This is a genomic window from Halomicronema sp. CCY15110, from assembly GCF_016888165.1.
In the GTDB taxonomy this organism is placed as follows: domain Bacteria; phylum Cyanobacteriota; class Cyanobacteriia; order Phormidesmidales; family Phormidesmidaceae; genus Halomicronema.
This window is the reverse complement of the sequence record NZ_JACSWC010000317.1, coordinates 1-15,755: the sequence shown is the minus strand read 5'-3', so window position 1 is coordinate 15,755 and position 15,755 is coordinate 1. Positions and strand designations below refer to the sequence as shown.

Annotated in this window: 15 protein-coding genes; 12 read left to right on the top strand and 3 right to left on the bottom strand. The window is 53.6% G+C overall.

Annotated features, from left to right (window positions below):
- Window positions 1–23 precede the first annotated feature (23 nt).
- Genes JUK32_RS14405 through JUK32_RS14385 form a run of 5 tightly spaced genes read left to right on the top strand, consistent with a single transcriptional unit; the run spans window position 24 to window position 3,573 of the window.
- The gene (locus JUK32_RS14405; protein ID WP_204139558.1) at window positions 24–566 is read left to right on the top strand and encodes a hypothetical protein; all 543 of its coding nucleotides are present in this window, start codon (window positions 24–26) and stop codon (window positions 564–566) included.
- Window positions 550–1,293, top strand: a complete 744-nt coding sequence (locus tag JUK32_RS14400; RefSeq protein ID WP_204139557.1) for a hypothetical protein — start codon at window positions 550–552, stop codon at window positions 1,291–1,293. The genes JUK32_RS14405 and JUK32_RS14400 overlap by 17 nt, the downstream gene beginning before the upstream one ends.
- Complete coding sequence (locus JUK32_RS14395; RefSeq protein ID WP_204139556.1) at window positions 1,286–1,660, top strand: hypothetical protein; 375 nt, start codon at window positions 1,286–1,288, stop codon at window positions 1,658–1,660. Before JUK32_RS14400 ends, JUK32_RS14395 begins: the two co-directional genes overlap by 8 nt.
- On the top strand, window positions 1,654–2,181 hold the full coding sequence (locus JUK32_RS14390) for a hypothetical protein (RefSeq protein ID WP_204139555.1): 528 nt from the start codon (window positions 1,654–1,656) through the stop codon (window positions 2,179–2,181). Before JUK32_RS14395 ends, JUK32_RS14390 begins: the two co-directional genes overlap by 7 nt.
- A 54-nt stretch (window positions 2,182–2,235) precedes the next feature.
- The gene (locus JUK32_RS14385; RefSeq protein ID WP_204139554.1) at window positions 2,236–3,573 is read left to right on the top strand and encodes a hypothetical protein; all 1,338 of its coding nucleotides are present in this window, start codon (window positions 2,236–2,238) and stop codon (window positions 3,571–3,573) included.
- A gap of 580 nt (window positions 3,574–4,153) precedes the next feature.
- On the opposite strand, the gene JUK32_RS14380 is transcribed toward JUK32_RS14385, so the two are convergent.
- Together JUK32_RS14380 and JUK32_RS14375 are read right to left on the bottom strand one after the other, a co-directional pair.
- Window positions 4,154–4,366, bottom strand: a complete 213-nt coding sequence (locus JUK32_RS14380) for a BrnA antitoxin family protein (protein ID WP_204139553.1) — start codon at window positions 4,364–4,366, stop codon at window positions 4,154–4,156.
- Between the two features lie 175 nt (window positions 4,367–4,541).
- Complete coding sequence (locus JUK32_RS14375; protein WP_204139552.1) at window positions 4,542–5,159, bottom strand: Uma2 family endonuclease; 618 nt, start codon at window positions 5,157–5,159, stop codon at window positions 4,542–4,544.
- A gap of 441 nt (window positions 5,160–5,600) precedes the next feature.
- Between JUK32_RS14375 and JUK32_RS14370 the strand changes: the two genes are divergently transcribed.
- The 5 genes from JUK32_RS14370 to JUK32_RS14350 are packed head-to-tail and all read left to right on the top strand — an operon-like array spanning window position 5,601 to window position 14,736.
- Complete coding sequence (locus JUK32_RS14370; RefSeq protein ID WP_204139551.1) at window positions 5,601–8,408, top strand: DEAD/DEAH box helicase family protein; 2,808 nt, start codon at window positions 5,601–5,603, stop codon at window positions 8,406–8,408.
- Between the two features lie 32 nt (window positions 8,409–8,440).
- Entirely contained in the window at window positions 8,441–10,156 is a 1,716-nt protein-coding gene (locus JUK32_RS14365; protein WP_204139550.1) for a type I restriction-modification system subunit M, read from the top strand.
- Window positions 10,153–11,760, top strand: a complete 1,608-nt coding sequence (locus JUK32_RS14360) for a restriction endonuclease subunit S (RefSeq protein WP_204139549.1) — start codon at window positions 10,153–10,155, stop codon at window positions 11,758–11,760. The genes JUK32_RS14365 and JUK32_RS14360 overlap by 4 nt, the downstream gene beginning before the upstream one ends.
- Before the next feature lie 46 nt (window positions 11,761–11,806).
- The gene (locus tag JUK32_RS14355) at window positions 11,807–13,645 is read left to right on the top strand and encodes a restriction system-associated AAA family ATPase (RefSeq protein WP_204139548.1); all 1,839 of its coding nucleotides are present in this window, start codon (window positions 11,807–11,809) and stop codon (window positions 13,643–13,645) included.
- Between the two features lie 32 nt (window positions 13,646–13,677).
- Entirely contained in the window at window positions 13,678–14,736 is a 1,059-nt protein-coding gene (locus JUK32_RS14350) for an HNH endonuclease (protein WP_204139547.1), read from the top strand.
- A gap of 19 nt (window positions 14,737–14,755) precedes the next feature.
- Here the strand turns inward: JUK32_RS14350 and JUK32_RS14345 are convergent, their stop codons facing one another.
- Window positions 14,756–14,917: a hypothetical protein gene (locus JUK32_RS14345; protein ID WP_204139546.1), complete on the bottom strand. Its 162-nt coding sequence runs from the start codon at window positions 14,915–14,917 to the stop codon at window positions 14,756–14,758.
- Here JUK32_RS14345 and JUK32_RS14340 point away from each other — a divergent pair.
- Window positions 14,916–15,218, top strand: a complete 303-nt coding sequence (locus tag JUK32_RS14340; RefSeq protein WP_204139545.1) for a nucleotidyltransferase family protein — start codon at window positions 14,916–14,918, stop codon at window positions 15,216–15,218. The genes JUK32_RS14345 and JUK32_RS14340 overlap by 2 nt on opposite strands.
- A complete protein-coding gene (locus JUK32_RS14335; protein WP_204139544.1) occupies window positions 15,211–15,585 on the top strand; it encodes a DUF86 domain-containing protein in 375 nt (124 codons plus the stop codon). The genes JUK32_RS14340 and JUK32_RS14335 overlap by 8 nt, the downstream gene beginning before the upstream one ends.
- Window positions 15,586–15,755: the final 170 nt, after the last annotated feature.

Here is a 15,755-nt window from a genome sequence, read left to right as displayed (position 1 = left end):
GAAACGTTTCAGAAAAGGAAGCTATGTACTCAAGTGCCGATATTGCCAAGCGCCTGGGCTGCACCATCCAGGCGGTGAACAAGTACCGTCGCAAAGTTGAGAAACAGTTAGGGGAGCCGTTAGGCAGTCCTGACCCGGCTGATGGTCGCCGCACGCTCTACAGCGAAGATGAGATGTCGCTGATTGCTGAATATGCGCCCAAAATTCCGGTCACGGCTGCGCCGGAAGACCAGGTGCTAGAGGCGGAGCTGCTGGACGGTGACGAAGACACCACCGAGGTGATCGCCCCCCAGTCCACTTCCCTAGCGCTGCGTCATTCCACCCTGCCCGCCCGACAGCGACAGCGCTTCGACCTGGCCGCCGCTCAAGACAATCTGACCGCGATTGAGCAGCACACCAATACCACAGCAGCTCGGGCTGACGCTCTCCTGAGTGATCTGGCCGTGACGGAGATGGCAGCAGCGATCACGGATATCAAACAAACCATTTCCACCATGAAGGCGAACGCCTTGGGGGACGCTGCCGCCCAACTGGGAAAGCCCCCAACCGATGGCAACGCCGCTTAACGTTGGCGATCGCGCTGCTGTCGATATTGCTTTGAACCCCCGGTTCAGTTTGGACGCCGTACCGGGGGCCGTCCACATTCACACATGGAACCACTCAATTATGAAACGACTCCGCCTGGCTTTACTCATCGCCGGGGCGATCGCTCTGGCCAGTTCACCCGCGATCGCCAATGACATCGAATTTGGGGGCGTGACCATTCCGAGTCAGCAAACGCTGTCACCGGCGACCCATGACGATATCGCCTTTCGCCCGGCCTGCTCTCAGCTCGTGCCAATCCAGAAGGGTGAGTGGGTGTTCTGGACTGTCACCCTATCCGATGGTGAACAACGGACGCTACAAACATTTCCACCGATGGCTACAGAAGATGCCTACCTGTACCTCGATGCCCACGGCCTATGCAAATTGGGGGGCGCGATCGTCCCCCTGGTTTACACGTCGCAAGTGCCACAGCGACAAGTCGCCCAGTTCACCGTCACCCCTGATAGTGGCGACATTAGCCAAGCCGGGCAAACCATCCAGACCGTGACACCCCAACCGCCCGGCGCGAGTCCATGGCTGGCCATGGTTCTGGGTGCAGCTGTGCTGCTGGTAATTGTCGGGCTGTTGGTTCAGATGTATCGGGGGAGTGGTCGCCGTCCGGCGAAACCATCATCAACACCCAAACCGACTCAGAGCAGTGCTGCTGACACCTTAGCCGACCTATTTGGAGGGAATGACCATGCGTAATCCCATGATGTTGCTGGCCTTTCCCGCTGCCGTGCTGGTGATCGGGGCGATCGCCACGGCATTCGACTCAGAGCGGGCTGATCGACAGCAGCTCCAGCAGTTCACCGCTAACGCTCAAGTGAATGCCCAGATCCAACAGGATCGCCTGCTGGCAGAATCCCAACTAGCAGAAACACGCCTTAACAGCAGAGCTTGTGTGCTCTCTGACAAGCCATTACAACCGGGCATGACGGTCTCTAACCTCACCGCTGGCAGCGCCGTTTGTGATGCTCAGGGCACAACTGCGATCGTCGCCGCCGATGGCCGATTAGACGACTTCGCCCGCACCAATAACACCGCCGTGATTAGGAGCTTTTTGGGATGGTAACCACCAATAAATCGGAACAACACAACGACCCGAAAAAAGTAGACACCCTGATTGGCTGGCTGATTCTGATTGGCTTTGGCGGCGTGGTATTTGTGGCGTTGTGCCAAAATATCGCCCCTTACTCAACCGTGATCACCAATGCCATTAGCGGGTTTTGGCTGTTTCGATGGGTCGGCATTCTCGCCAAAATCACCGGGCTGATTTTTGGCATTCTCACCCTGGCAGCGGTGCAGGCTGCCGAAGTCTGGCCACTGTTGTTGCTGGATACGCCTGCCGAAGAACAGACCGAAGAATGGAATCAAAAGATGCGGGTCGCTTGCACGGTCGCTTGTGGTGGTTATGCCATCGACGCCACTGCCTGCGCTCGGTTCTGGCCTGCCTTGAATGTGGATTTTGCTGTGTTTCGGTTCGCGCCCACCTGGGGAGCCGTGGCCTGGGGCAATATCGCGATCGCGGGGTTCACCCTGTTTGGTTTAGCCGCCTATGTATTCCTTTGGCGCTATATCCGCAAAGTGATGTAGCGCCATGTCTTCAGCCCCTCACCGCAGGGGCTTTGTCGTTTCAGGATTTGAACCATGACCAAAGAACAGTTGCTACTCGCAACGAAAAACCGCGCCATTACTCGCTGCTGGCTCTCACACACAAGCTATGGGCAGATTGCCGCCGCTACGGCGGGCCTGCTGTGGCCCATTGGGACGGTGGTGGCGGGTACCTGGGGTATTGCCGCAATGGGGGGCTTTGCGGGCGTCATTCTGATTGGCTCTGTGATGTCTGCCAGTCGGGAAGCGGACGCCATCGACCTCGAAGTGAGTCAGGGCAAATTTACCAAGCTGGGTGACTATCTGACTCAAGATGATTTGCTCGACATCAAACGTAGAGCGATCGCGATGGGGGTGGCCACTCCAGAAAAAAAGATGAGCCCCCAAGCGGGGCAGACTCAGGAACCGACATCTGGGAACAAGACCCCAGCACCGGAGAATGGCGACGGTGCGAAACTACCCCGTGCGATCGCTCAACTGGATGACGCCGCGCCTCACCTGTTCATGGTCGGTCGCACTCGTGAGGGCAAGAGCGAAACCCTGAAGCATCTCATTGGTAGTGAGCAACGGGTCTGGTACGTGACCAGCAAAGCCACCGACCGGGTACCGCAGCATTGGCAAGGCTACCGGGTGGGAGGGCCGCAATTGGGAGAGCAGATGACCTGGCTGCTGGATCAGTGGGAGTCCTCACTGTTGAGTCATTTAGAAGGCAAGGACAGCGCTCGCGAGTGGTTCATCATTGATGAGGCGATCGGCATTCTGCAAAGCCTTAAGACGAAGGGACACAAAGCGATCGCCGCTCGCCTGGCTGGCTTCGTCGTGGAATGTGTCACCTCTGGCGCTGCCGTCGGTAGTTTGGTTGGCATCCTCACCCAATCAGGGAACGCGGGGCCACTGGGCATTGATGAGGACTTGCTAAAAAACTTCTCTGTCGTGGGCTGTGGCAAGCGCAAGAAAGCGCAGATGATCAAAGCCTTTTGTAAGCTCACTGATTTGCGCCTGACGACTGAACAAGAAGCCGGAATCTTAGCGTTAGAGGGCTACTGGCAACTTTGGGAAAATAACGGGCCTTGCCTCTCCCAAGTGCCGCTCTCCCAGCTGGTGCTGAAAGATGTGTTGCCCTGCCCGACCAATGACAAGCAGAATGATGCGGTGCAGAATCCCGATGAGGCGATCGCCCTCATTCGGGAAGTGCTCAGCAAGTCAGAATCCCCCCTGACCGCTGGGGCCATTAAGCAGCAAAAGCGACTGTTTAAGAACCACATGAGCCTGCCCGATCTGGAAGCTCTGCTGGCGCAACTGGTGACGCGAGGCGTGGTCGTCATGACCGCAGAGACACCGCCGCGATATCGCCTGTCTACGCCCCGTCTTTAGGGCGTCTATGCTCTGTCTTTGGGCGTCTTTAGCCGTCTTTGGGCAACGTCTCGGAGACACCGGAAAGACGCTCCAAAGACACCCTGAAAGACAGCCGCGATCGCTGGTGAGGGGGCTGACTTTGAGCAGTCATCGCCATACAGAAAATGGTTGCCGCCTGCCTCATCAGCGGTCGAGCAATATACGCCATCGTTAGCCCAGATGCGATACCAGTGGAAAACATGCCCCCAAGCATCCATGAGCATGAGCACTGCAACGATGCCCGCGGCAACCGCGATCGCTTTCTCGGCATGACGCTCAACGCACCTCTCAGAGTTCTCAGTCCTTGTCAGTTTCTAATACTGCTCGGTGTATAAGTTTGCACATCCTCGGCCCTCACCCCCTCAGTCCCCCTCTCCCAAAAATGGGCGAGGGGGAGGCCAGTCAAGATTTTCCAGCTCTTCTCCGCCCGTTCTGAGAGAAGGGGTTGGGGGATGAAGGGAAAGCCTGCACAGCAAAAGCTTCAGGACTTATGTGTACCTAGTAGCCCAGATTTGGGAGAGGGACTTCCGATCAGTATCGAGACTTGGGCTGTCGAGTGCTAACTCACCCATTCCAGCGACGGCTTGCGTTGGGCCTTCATGCAGTCTTTCAGATAGAGGTTGATCAGGGTCTGATAGGGAATGTCCGTTTCTTCGGCCAGGGCCTTAAAGTAATCCACCACGTCTTCCTCTAAGCGAATGGTGACTTGCTGCTTCAGCTTCTTTGCGTAGGGATTGGGCACGGATGCAGTGAAATCGTATTCCTCTCTCATGGCGCAAGCCTCTGATATTGCTGTTGTTCGGGTTTGGTGGCTTGGTGGGCAGAAATTAGGCGTCGTGCCCTCATCACTTCGTCATGCCCTCATCCCCCAGCCCCTTCTCCCAAAATTGGGAGAAGGGGAGCAAGTAAAGAGTGAGACAGGTAACTCATGACGGTTGCCGATACTGTTAGCGATCTGAGGTGTCCTCGGCGGCTGCGGGGGCAGGGGTGTCAAACTCAACCTTGTCGTAGATGTCTTGTAGGGCGATCGCAAAATCACAACTCTCTAAGGTCACCGTAGCTTCCATGCGATCGTATTCCTGAAAGATCCACCGTTTTTCCCCAGCTTTGACATAACTCTCGACGTGACAAGCATACTGATCGACCAAGAGATATTCTTGAAAGCTCGGCAGGGTCCGATAGGCGGCAAATTTATCCCCTCGGTCATACTCTCTGGTCGATTTAGACAGCACTTCGATAATGACACTGGGGTTCATTACGGTGTCGCGTCGTCCTGGCTGGTAGGCCAACTCCCCGGCAATCACCATGACATCGGGATAGGTATAAATTTTGGGCACCGGTATCCACAGGCGCTGGTCAGCTGCAAATACTCGATAGGGTTGCCGTCTCAGCGCAAAGTTGAGAGCACCGGCCAGGTTTAGCAAAATTTGATTGTGATTGGGCGTGCCCCCGGTCATTGGGACAATGTCTCCGTTGATGTATTCGTGGCGGGTGGCGGCCTGGGTCTCGAATTCGAGGTAGGCGGCGGGGGTGTGGCGCTGTGTCAGTTGAGGTTGAGCAATCATGGGTTACCTCGTGATGGGCTGAACCAAGGCCGGGTTCACTGCTCTCTAGTGTAAGGCGGTCGTGGTGGGAGGTGCTGATGGCGGCTGGCTCTAACTCCACGTAGGGCAGATGGATACTGGCTTTGTAGAGCGATCGCGCTGCAGTCGCTCACGGTTGGCGTTTCATTCTGAAGAGGTGGGGCACTCTAAACGCATTGGGTGATGGCATTGGCGCGCTAGGCCACCGCTGTGCTCTGTAAAGATGTCAGGAACATAAACTATTGAGAAATACCGCCACACAGAAAAAGATTGGGTGTCGGAATGGTCGATTTCTTTGAATCAATGTTAGACGTTGATCCTGGGAATCTTATAACCACAGACCCAAAAGGGCTGCTCGGCCATCACCATGACTGTCTCAAGGGTGTTTGCGTCTCGGATTGATTTCAGCGAACGATAGAGCGGATGAACAGTGAAAAGCAGACCCGCATAGAGTTGATTGATGAACTTCTGGCCCAATCGGGTTGGAACGTCAAAGATCCGATGCAGGTTGTTCAAGAATTTGACATCCTGACATCTCCGTCTGGAAAGACTGCCGAAACGGGAGCGTCCTACCAGGGACATCAATTCAGCGATTATGTATTGCTCGGCAAAGATGGCAAACCCCTGGCCGTTATCGAAGCTAAGAAATCGAGCAAAGACGCCGCGATTGGTCGTGAGCAGGCCAAGCAATATTGCTACAACATCCAGCAGCAACAGGGCGGGGAACTGCCGTTCTGTTTTTACACCAACGGTCACGATATCTACTTTTGGGACTTGGACAACTATCCGCCTCGAAAGGTGGTCGGTTTTCCCACGCGCGATGACCTTGAGCGGTTCCAATATATCCGCCGTAACCGAAGACATCTGACCCACGAGCTGATCAATACCGACATTGCCGGTCGCGACTATCAAATCCGCGCTATCCGTGCCGTTTTGGAAGGCATTGACCGGCAGCAACGCAACTTTCTGCTGGTGATGGCGACCGGCACTGGCAAAACGCGCACCTGTATTGCCCTGGTCGATGCCCTGATGCGTGCTGGCCATGCTGAAAAAGTGTTGTTTTTGGTCGATCGCATTGCGCTGCGGGAACAGGCGCTGGCTGCCTTTAAGGAACATTTGCCCCACGAGCCGCGCTGGCCCAAGGTGGGCGAGAAACTGATTGCCAAAGACCGCCGCATCTACGTCTCGACCTATCCCACGATGCTCAACATCATTCGGGATGGGTTACAGCCGCTATCGCCCCATTTTTTCGACTTGATTGTGGTGGATGAAAGCCATCGCTCGATTTACAACACCTATCAGGAAGTCCTGAACTATTTCAAAACCATCACCCTGGGGCTGACGGCCACCCCCACCGACATCATTGACCACAACACCTTTCAGCTCTTTCACTGCGAGGATGGTCTGCCCACCTTTGCCTACACCTTTGAAGAAGCGGTCAATAACGTTCCTCCTTACCTGTGCAACTTTCAGGTCATGAAGATTCAGACCAAGTTTCAGATGGAGGGCATCAGCAAGCGCACGATCTCGCTGGAAGACCAGAAGAAGCTACTGCTAGAAGGCCAGGAAGTCGAGGAAATTAACTTTGAAGGCTCGCAGCTTGAAAAGCAGGTGATCAACAAGGGCACCAACACCCTGATCGTCAAGGAATTCATGGAGGAGTGCATCAAAGATCCCAACGGGGTGCTGCCCGGTAAGACGATATTTTTCTGCTCTTCCAAAGCCCATGCCCGGCGCATGGAGGAAATTTTTGACGAGCTGTATCCGCAGTACAAAGGCGAGTTGGCCAAGGTACTGGTCTCGGAAGATCCTAGAGTTTACGGCAAAGGCGGGCTGCTAGACCAGTTCACCAACAACGACATGCCTCGCGTGGCCATCAGTGTGGACATGCTGGATACCGGCATTGACGTGCGGGAAATCGTCAATCTGGTGTTTGCTAAGCCGGTCTACTCTTTCACCAAGTTTTGGCAGATGATTGGGCGCGGTACGCGGTTGCTGGAGGCCCGCAAACCGAAGCCCTGGTGTCCGGCCAAAGAGGTGTTCTTGATTCTCGATTGCTGGGATAATTTCGAGTATTTCAAGCTACAGCCGAAAGGCAAGGAGCTGAAGCCCCAGCTGCCTTTGCCGGTGCAGTTGGTGGGGCTGCGACTCGACAAGATTGAAGCTGCGAACGATCGCACCCTGGCCGCGATCGCCGAACAGGAAGTGGCCAAGCTCCGTCAGCAGATTGCGGCGCTGCCCCCGAACTCTGTCGTCATCAGGGATGCCGCTGCGGCTCTGGCCCGCCTCGACGAGGAAAATTTTTGGGTCACCCTAAACCATCCCAAGCTGGAGTTCCTGCGGACTACCATCAAGCCGCTGTTTCGCACGGTCTCTGAGGTGGACTTTAAGGCAATGCGCTTTGAGCGTGACCTGGTGGCTTACGGGTTAGCCAGACTCCAGGATGACCCGGCAGAGGCCGAAAACTTGCGGGAGAGCATTGTGCAGCGCATTGGGGAGCTGCCGCTGTCGGTCAATTTTGTGAAAGCAGAGGAAGACCTGATTCGCGCCGCCCAAACCAACCGCTACTGGGCCGAGGGCAGTGAGCAAGAACGGGAACGGGCGCTCGATCAGCTCAACGATCGCTTGGGGCCACTGATGAAGTTCCGCGAGTCGAGTACCAGCGCTGGGCCGGTCTATCTCAACCTGGTGGATGAGCTACACAACAAGGAACGGGTGGAGTTTGGCCCCCAGCACGAATCGGTCAGCATTAGCCGCTATCGGGAAATGGTGGAAGCCGTGATTGCTGAGCTGACGGCAAGTAACCCGGTGCTGATGAAGCTCAAAAACGGTGAGGCGATCGCCCCCGAGGAAGCCGACGCCCTGGCCACTCTCCTCCACGCGGAGCATCCCCACATCACTGAAGACCTGCTGCGCCAGGTGTATCAAAATCGCAAGGCGCGATTCATCCAGTTCATCCGCCACATCCTCGGCCTGGAAACGCTACAGAGCTTTCCGGACTCGGTTAGCGAGGCGTTTGATCAGTTCATCCAGCAGCACAGCAACCTGAGCAGCCGTCAACTGGAGTTTCTGAACTTGCTGAAGACCTTCATCATCGATCGCGAGACGGTAGAGAAGAAGGATCTGATCAGCGCGCCGTTTACGGTGATTCATCCCCAGGGCATTCGGGGCGTCTTTAGCCCGGCGGAAATTACCGAAATCTTACAGCTCACCGAGCGGCTGGCCGCTTGACGGAAAGGCCCTAACCTTTCAGAATTCAAGCCATGCTGCAAAACAACCCTGAACTCAAAAGCCAAATCGACCAGCTTTGGGATAAGTTCTGGTCGGGGGGCATTTCTAACCCGCTCACGGCCATCGAGCAGATCACCTACCTGCTGTTCATGAAGCGGGTAGATGAGCTCGATCTCAAAAAGCAGGCCGATGCTGAATGGACTGGCGAATCTTACACCTCAAAATTTGCAGGCACCTGGATTCCGCCAGAGCACCGAGCAAAACTGAATGAAAACGATTCTGAGGACGAAAAACGTCGGAAGCTTGAGGAAGCAGAGAAACACGCGATCGAAAAAGACGAACTTCGCTGGAACCGATTTAAGTTCTACAGTCCGGCTGATCGTATGCTGCAGCATGTTCAGCTCAAAGTGTTTCCCTTTCTGAAGGATCTGAATGGAGAGGAGTCTAACTTCTCCCATCATATGAAGAATGCGGTGTTCATCATCCCGAAACCGACGCTGCTGGTGGAAGCGGTGAAGACCATCGACCAGATCTTCGCCATCATGGAGCGAGACTCCCAGGAACACGGTCAGGCGTTTCAAGATATCCAGGGGGATGTCTATGAAATGCTGCTGTCGGAGATTGCCAGCGCGGGCAAGAACGGTCAGTTTCGCACCCCGCGCCACATCATCAAGCTGATGGCCGAACTGGTGCAGCCGCAGCTGGGCCACAAAATTGCCGACCCGGCCTGTGGCTCTGGCGGATTTTTGTTGGGGGCGTATCAGTACATTGTCACCCAGCTCGCCATCCGAGCCGGGACCACGGATCTGGCCCCCGATGAAGACGGCTTTACCCGCACCTCAGTAGCGGCAGCCCTCACCGAAGACGCGCAAACCATGCTGCAAAACTGCCTCTATGGCTATGACATCGACGGCACGATGGTGCGCCTGGGCCTGATGAACCTGATGATGCACGGCATCGACGAGCCCCACATCGACTATCAAGACACCCTGAGCAAAAGCTATGACGAAGCGGGGGAATATGACATCGTCATGGCCAACCCGCCGTTTACCGGCAGCATCGACAAGGGCGACATCAACGAAAACCTGACCCTCTCGACCACCAAGACAGAGCTGCTGTTTGTCGAGAATATTTACCGCCTGCTGAAAAAAGGCGGCAAGGCCTGTGTGATTGTGCCCCAGGGGGTGCTGTTTGGCTCGGGCAAGGCGTTCAAGGATCTGCGGAAGCTGCTGGTGGAGCGCTGCGAGCTCAAAGCCGTGATCACCCTGCCCAGCGGTGTGTTTAAGCCCTATGCCGGGGTCAGCACCGCCATCTTGCTGTTTACCAAGGTGTGGGGACCGAAAGAGAAGGTCACCGAGCCCGCCACGGAGCAGGTGTGGTTTTACGAGATGGCGAGCGACGGCTACTCGCTGGATGACAAACGCACCAAGCAAGAGGGCTATGGCGATTTGCAAGATATTGTCGCCAAGTTTCAAGCCCGCAACCCAGAGACGGATACTGACCGAACAATTACAGATGAAAGCAAATGCTTTTTCGTGCCCCGTGCCGATATTGAAGCTGAGGGCTATGACCTGAGTTTAAGCCGCTACAAGGAAGAAGTGTATAAAGAGGAGATCTATGAAGCCCCAGAGGTGATCTTGGAAAGGCTGATTCAGGCTGAGGTGGGTGAAATCGGCGACGAGGATCTAGCCAAGGTACAAAGTGGGATGCTGCGGGAACTGCTTGAGTTGAAGGAGATGATTGGATGAGTTATCCAGCAAAATCTCTTTCTGAGCTCTGTAATATTGTTATTGGTCGTACTCCGGCGCGTAAGGAAGCAAAATATTGGGGAAAAGGAAATAAATGGGTATCCATTTCCGATCTCAATTCAAAAGTGGTTTGTGAAACCAAAGAAGAAATCACTGATTATGCAGTTGAGCAAAAGCGGTGCAGAAAAATTCCAAAAGGAACATTGCTATTTAGCTTCAAGTTAACGATAGGCAAGATGGCCTTCGCAGGCTGCGATCTGTATACGAATGAAGCTATAGCCGCGCTATTAATTAAGGATAAAGACCAACTTAATAGAGACTATCTTTTCTTTGCTCTACAAGTTGCCAAGCTTATCGGCTCTAACCAGGCTGTAATGGGGAAAACGCTAAATTCTAAATCCTTAGCGAAAATAGAAATTCCTCTCCCATTGCTGGATGACCAAAAGCGGATTGCTTACGTGCTTGGCAAGGTGGAAGGGCTAATTGCCGAGCGCAAACAACACCTGCAACAACTCGACGACCTACTCAAAAGCGTCTTCCTAGAGATGTTCGGCGATCCAGTTCGCAATGAGAAGGGATGGATAATGCTTACTGGAAAAGCGTACAGTACTCGGCTCACAGTGGGCGTTGTAGTCAAGCCAGCCTCTTACTATGTAGAAGAAGGTGTGATTGCACTCAGATCGCTCAATATCAAGCCAAATCGAATCGAACTTGACAACTTGGTTTTCTTCTCTGAACAGGCAAATGAAGGGCCACTAGCGAAATCGATTTTGCGTGCTGGCGATGTAGTTATTGTCAGAACTGGTAAAACAGGAACTGCGGCTGTTGTTCCACGTGAACTGGATGGAGCGAATTGTATTGATCTTATCCTTGTAAGGCCCAAAATAGGAGTTCTCAATCCACACTACTTAGCTAGTCTCTTAAATTCGGAAAGGGGCATAGCTCTTGTCGCATCAAAGGAGGTTGGCGGCATTCAAAAGCACTTCAATGTTGGTGCGATGAATCGGATACCTTTTCCCATTCCACCCATTGAGCTACAAGACGAATTTGCCACTATAGTCGAAAAAGTTGAAAGCATTAAAACTTCTTACCAGCAAAGTCTTACCGATCTCGAAAACCTCTACGGCGCACTCAGCCAAAAAGCCTTCAAAGGAGATCTGGATCTATCACGGGTTCCCTTACCTTCTGAAGATACCGACACCACCGCAACAGAACCTCCCGACACCAGCGAACCACCGCCCGCAACCGAGACCTTCACTCTGCCCGCTCCCCCAGAGCTGACCACCCTCCATTCCGCCAAGGGCCGCCAGGATCTAATCAACCAGTGGCTAGCGGCTTGGATTGACCACCTGAATAACGCGCCTTTTTCTACCCAGGACTTTATGGAAGCTGCCCAGCAGCGCTTGTGGAAACTGGCAGAGGAGCTAGAGAACAACGCAGAGGAGCCAAAGGAGGACACAGAGGAATTGCGTACGGTGGAATTAGGTGCGGCGGAATATGACCACCTCAAAGCATGGATATTTGAATCCCTGAAAAGTGGTCGCCTGGCACAAAGCTACGACGATGCCAACAACTGTGTCCTAATCAAGGCAGCAGATAAGTGATGACCGATGCTGTTGCTCCCGGTATGGCCTTCCCCGATTGGCATCCATGAAGCTACTACGCCTAAAAATTACTGCTCATCAGGGCTTTCGCAGCCTGCAAGCCGGGTTTGAACATTACTTTCGCACTGAGTGGGCCTTGCAAGACGAGCGAGGCTTCGCACCCTTTATCCTGGCTGGCCGCAACGGCAGCGGCAAATCCAATCTGCTGGAGGCACTCGCGGCCATTTTTTACCATCTAGAGTGCATCTACCTCGAAGACAAGCCGGACAGTTTCATCTATGAAGCGCAGGCCAATCCCAACGGCTTTCGGAGCGAACAAGCCAGTCCAGACGGCTTTGAGATTGAATACCTCATGCCACCGCCCCCAGACCTGGATCGCGAAGACGATCAAGTCCGCATCAGAATCATTAAACAGCCCGAGCAAGCCCCAGCCTGGACTTTGTGGAATACACGTCAGGAAGCTTGGGAGGAATTGAAAGCGGGTCGAAAGCTGCGGTACACACTATTGCCAGAGTATGTTCTTGGCTACTCCTCCGGAGAGAACGAAATTCTCAGCCTGCCATTTTTCAAAATGCGCTTCATCCAGTTCGACGAATATTGGCGAGCGCTGACCCAGGATTTGTCCTATTCCGACAGGCCTGAATCGCGTCTCGTCTATCTTGACAGTGGCTTTAGTCAGGCGATTTTACTCTGCAACCTTCTCCTCCAGGAAGCAGCGGCTTTGAGCCCCTTTCAGGAAGACATCGGCATTGAAGCCTTGCGAGAGTTTCGCATCGTCATCCAGCTCAGCTTTGAGTTAGACATCGATCAGATATGGGCCTTTGGCAGCCAGAGCGCAAGCCAGCAGCAGTCAGTAGAAGATATTGTCCGAAATCATCCAGCTCTTGATTCGGTTGACGATGGAGTTGGTGGCTATCGCTACCGGGTCAACGTAGTACAACTACTCGACGGCGATGACTTTGACAGCGATGACTCTGACGGCGATGACTCTAACGACAATGAATCTCTTAAAGAGCGAGCTGACAAACTCAAAATCATTCCGCGCCTCAAACGCTGCGCTACCTGCTGGTTTGTCGATGCTGCTACCGACACTCTCTACCTTGACTATTACGTTAATGACGCCACCCGTCAGGCATTCCGAGAAAACTTTGACTTTGCAATCAATGGCTCCCCCATAAGTTTATTCCAAGCATTTCAAGTATTGCTAACGCTCAATCTCTACTCCGTCAGCGACCAGCTAAAGGCAGACCTGTACCAATCCGATAGCCTCTATGTCAGCGAGAGCGTTCCCACCCTTGCCGCCGATGAGCGCATCATCCGCTTTAAGAACGTCTGGCTGACCAAAACCGATGTGGCTGAGCCGGTGTTGCTAAAATCGTTCTCCGATGGTGAACACCAGTTGCTGCACACCCTGGGGCTTTGCCTGCTGTTCAAAAACACCCACAGCCTGTTTCTGCTGGATGAACCCGAAACCCACTTCAACCCCGACTGGCGGGCCAACTTTGTCACTCGCCTCTACGACAGCTTCGGCGACGCCGATCGGCAAGAAATGCTCATCACCACCCACACGCCCTTCGTGATCTCCGACAGTAAGCCGGAAAAGGTTCTGGTGTTTGACAAGACAAATGGCATCGTGTCAGTTAACCACCCTGATTACAACACCTTTGGCGCTTCCATCAACAAGATCACGATGAATACATTCAGCAAACGTGAAACCATCGGTCGTCGTGCTCAGGATGAACTTGGGCAATTTAGAGAAAGGTCGACGAGACCCAACGAGGACAAAGAACAACTGATCACTGAAATCAACCAGCAACTCGGCGACTCTGTGGAGAAAATGCTGCTGATCAAAACCATTCTCGATCGCATGGAGGCTCAGGACTAGTGCTGTTTGCCTATACCTACGTGCCCCATTCGATGGAAAAGATGCAGTCCTTCATCGACTACATCTTTTTTGAAGTTTGGTGCAAAGCTCCTGAGGGCAACCCTTTTGGCTTTGACTTATTCGACGGCAATGCCGAACTCAAAGAAGTCATAGAAGCCTTTCACTACTCCGATGCAGCAGGCGCAGATTTCTTTAACGGCCATGTCGAACGCATCTATAACTTGTTTGCTCCGCTGACCCCTGAAGAAATTGACAAGTTCCAACAGTGGTATCAGGCCAATAACAACATCGAAAGAGTCTGTGCCAAAGATTCAGCTCTTCCCCTGGTACGCTATGCCGACATCAAGACCACTTATCCCACTCTGCATGACAAGCTCGCCTCATTCTTTAAGGGGCTTTACTCTCAAAAGCTCTTGAACCTTGCGGCACTCCGGGAAAAAATCGGTGAAATCGATGACCACTACCATAATTTTATGACGGTCAACAAAGCAGGAAAATGCCCGTTTTGTGGCATTAGCGATGTCTTTGGGATTTACCACAGCAAACGGGAAGCCTACGATCACTATCTTCCTAAAGGTCTTTACCCATTTAACTCAATTAATTTCCGTAATCTTGTCCCAGCTTGTCATCACTGCAACAGCAGTTATAAAGGCACAAAAGACACGGCCTTTACGCCCAAAGATCCAGCCGGAGTGACCCGTCGCCGAAAGTTTTTCTACCCATACACCACTGATGGTGACAGTATTGAAATCTCCATCGACTTCAGCAACCCAGATGTCGATAACCTCGCTGCTTCAGACGTGCAGCTCTCCTTTGGCCCCAGCACCATCAGTGAAGAGTTGGACACTTGGCAAGACGTTTACGGCATTGAAGAACGCTATCAAGCAAAATGCTGTAGCAACGATGCCAAGGATTGGTTAGAGCAGGTCAGGATCCTCCGAGATGAACACGGCATTGAACCGATAGATGCTCTGGCTAGCTGGCGCAAGCAGTCCGAGAAAGATCTGACTGCGAACAGCAACTTTTTGAGGGTCGCCTTTCTGGAAGGCTGCCACCGCCTGGGGCTTTGGAGTCGCAACTCGCCTGCATAGCTGCGGCCCCGACCATTCCTCAGGTGGCCGCCAGGACGGTGGGGCCGATATTGTGAGGGCGATCGTGCGGGTTTTGAGAGCGATCGCGGTTACGGTCTGGAGGATTAGGGGCAGTCGCGATCGCGGTAGAGGATTTAGGTCGTTGAGTAAGATAGAAACAGCGATCGCCTGAGCCAGCCATGAGCGTTAACGCCACCACCCAAGCCGATATTTTGCAGCAGTTACAACAGCGCCGAGCCGATTGGCAAGAGCGCTATGGCGTGACTCGCATCGGCATTTTTGGCTCCGTCGCCCGGGGTGAAGCGACCCCCAACAGCGATATCGACATCGTGGTACATATGACGCCCGACCTGCTCCAGCGGGTACGCCTCAAAACCGAATTGGAATCCCTGTTTGGCAAATCGGTCGATGTGATTCGCTATCGCCCCAGCATGAACCCCTACCTCAAGGCCCGAATCGACCAAGAGGCCCGGTATGTATAACCGTTCGCTGCTGCTGGAATTATTTTTGGAAATCGAAGAAGCGATCCGGCGCATTGAGCGGCGCTTTACCAGCATTCAGTCACCCGCCGACTTTACCCGCGACGACGAGGGGCTCGATCGCCTCGATGGCATTAGCATGATGCTGATCGCCATCAGCGAAAACATCCGCCGCATCGAGAAAACCGCTGGTGATGAATTGCTGGCGGCAGACTCCAGTGTTGACTGGGAAAGTGTCAAAGGCATTCGCAACATCCTAGCCCACGACTATTTCAACATCGACGCGGATGAGATTTATGCGATTTGCAGCCGTGACCTGATGAGTCTGAAACAAGCGCTTGCCCAGCTTCGACAAGCTGTTTTTAACTAGCTCTACACAATCAGGATGACCCTAAAAATTAGCGGTGCATTGCTTCGCTAATGCACCCTACGTTTGCCCTCACCCCAAACCCCTCTCCCAAACCTGGGCTACTAAGTACACACAAGTCATGTTGTAGTAGGATGCTGCCAGAAAACATGGGGTCATCGAGATGGAGAATC

Bases quoted from the DNA above. Each gene is read 5' to 3' on its own strand.
- JUK32_RS14405 (WP_204139558.1), top strand. From the start codon at position 24: ATGTACTCAAGTGCCGATATTGCCAAGCGCCTGGGCTGCACCATCCAG.
- JUK32_RS14400 (WP_204139557.1), top strand. From the start codon at position 550: ATGGCAACGCCGCTTAACGTTGGCGATCGCGCTGCTGTCGATATTGCT.
- JUK32_RS14395 (WP_204139556.1), top strand. From the start codon at position 1,286: ATGCGTAATCCCATGATGTTGCTGGCCTTTCCCGCTGCCGTGCTGGTG.
- JUK32_RS14390 (WP_204139555.1), top strand. From the start codon at position 1,654: ATGGTAACCACCAATAAATCGGAACAACACAACGACCCGAAAAAAGTA.
- JUK32_RS14385 (WP_204139554.1), top strand. From the start codon at position 2,236: ATGACCAAAGAACAGTTGCTACTCGCAACGAAAAACCGCGCCATTACT.
- JUK32_RS14380 (WP_204139553.1), bottom strand. From the start codon at position 4,366: ATGAGAGAGGAATACGATTTCACTGCATCCGTGCCCAATCCCTACGCA.
- JUK32_RS14375 (WP_204139552.1), bottom strand. From the start codon at position 5,159: ATGATTGCTCAACCTCAACTGACACAGCGCCACACCCCCGCCGCCTAC.
- JUK32_RS14370 (WP_204139551.1), top strand. From the start codon at position 5,601: ATGAACAGTGAAAAGCAGACCCGCATAGAGTTGATTGATGAACTTCTG.
- JUK32_RS14365 (WP_204139550.1), top strand. From the start codon at position 8,441: ATGCTGCAAAACAACCCTGAACTCAAAAGCCAAATCGACCAGCTTTGG.
- JUK32_RS14360 (WP_204139549.1), top strand. From the start codon at position 10,153: ATGAGTTATCCAGCAAAATCTCTTTCTGAGCTCTGTAATATTGTTATT.
- JUK32_RS14355 (WP_204139548.1), top strand. From the start codon at position 11,807: ATGAAGCTACTACGCCTAAAAATTACTGCTCATCAGGGCTTTCGCAGC.
- JUK32_RS14350 (WP_204139547.1), top strand. From the start codon at position 13,678: ATGGAAAAGATGCAGTCCTTCATCGACTACATCTTTTTTGAAGTTTGG.
- JUK32_RS14340 (WP_204139545.1), top strand. From the start codon at position 14,916: ATGAGCGTTAACGCCACCACCCAAGCCGATATTTTGCAGCAGTTACAA.
- JUK32_RS14345 (WP_204139546.1), bottom strand. From the start codon at position 14,917: ATGGCTGGCTCAGGCGATCGCTGTTTCTATCTTACTCAACGACCTAAA.
- JUK32_RS14335 (WP_204139544.1), top strand. From the start codon at position 15,211: ATGTATAACCGTTCGCTGCTGCTGGAATTATTTTTGGAAATCGAAGAA.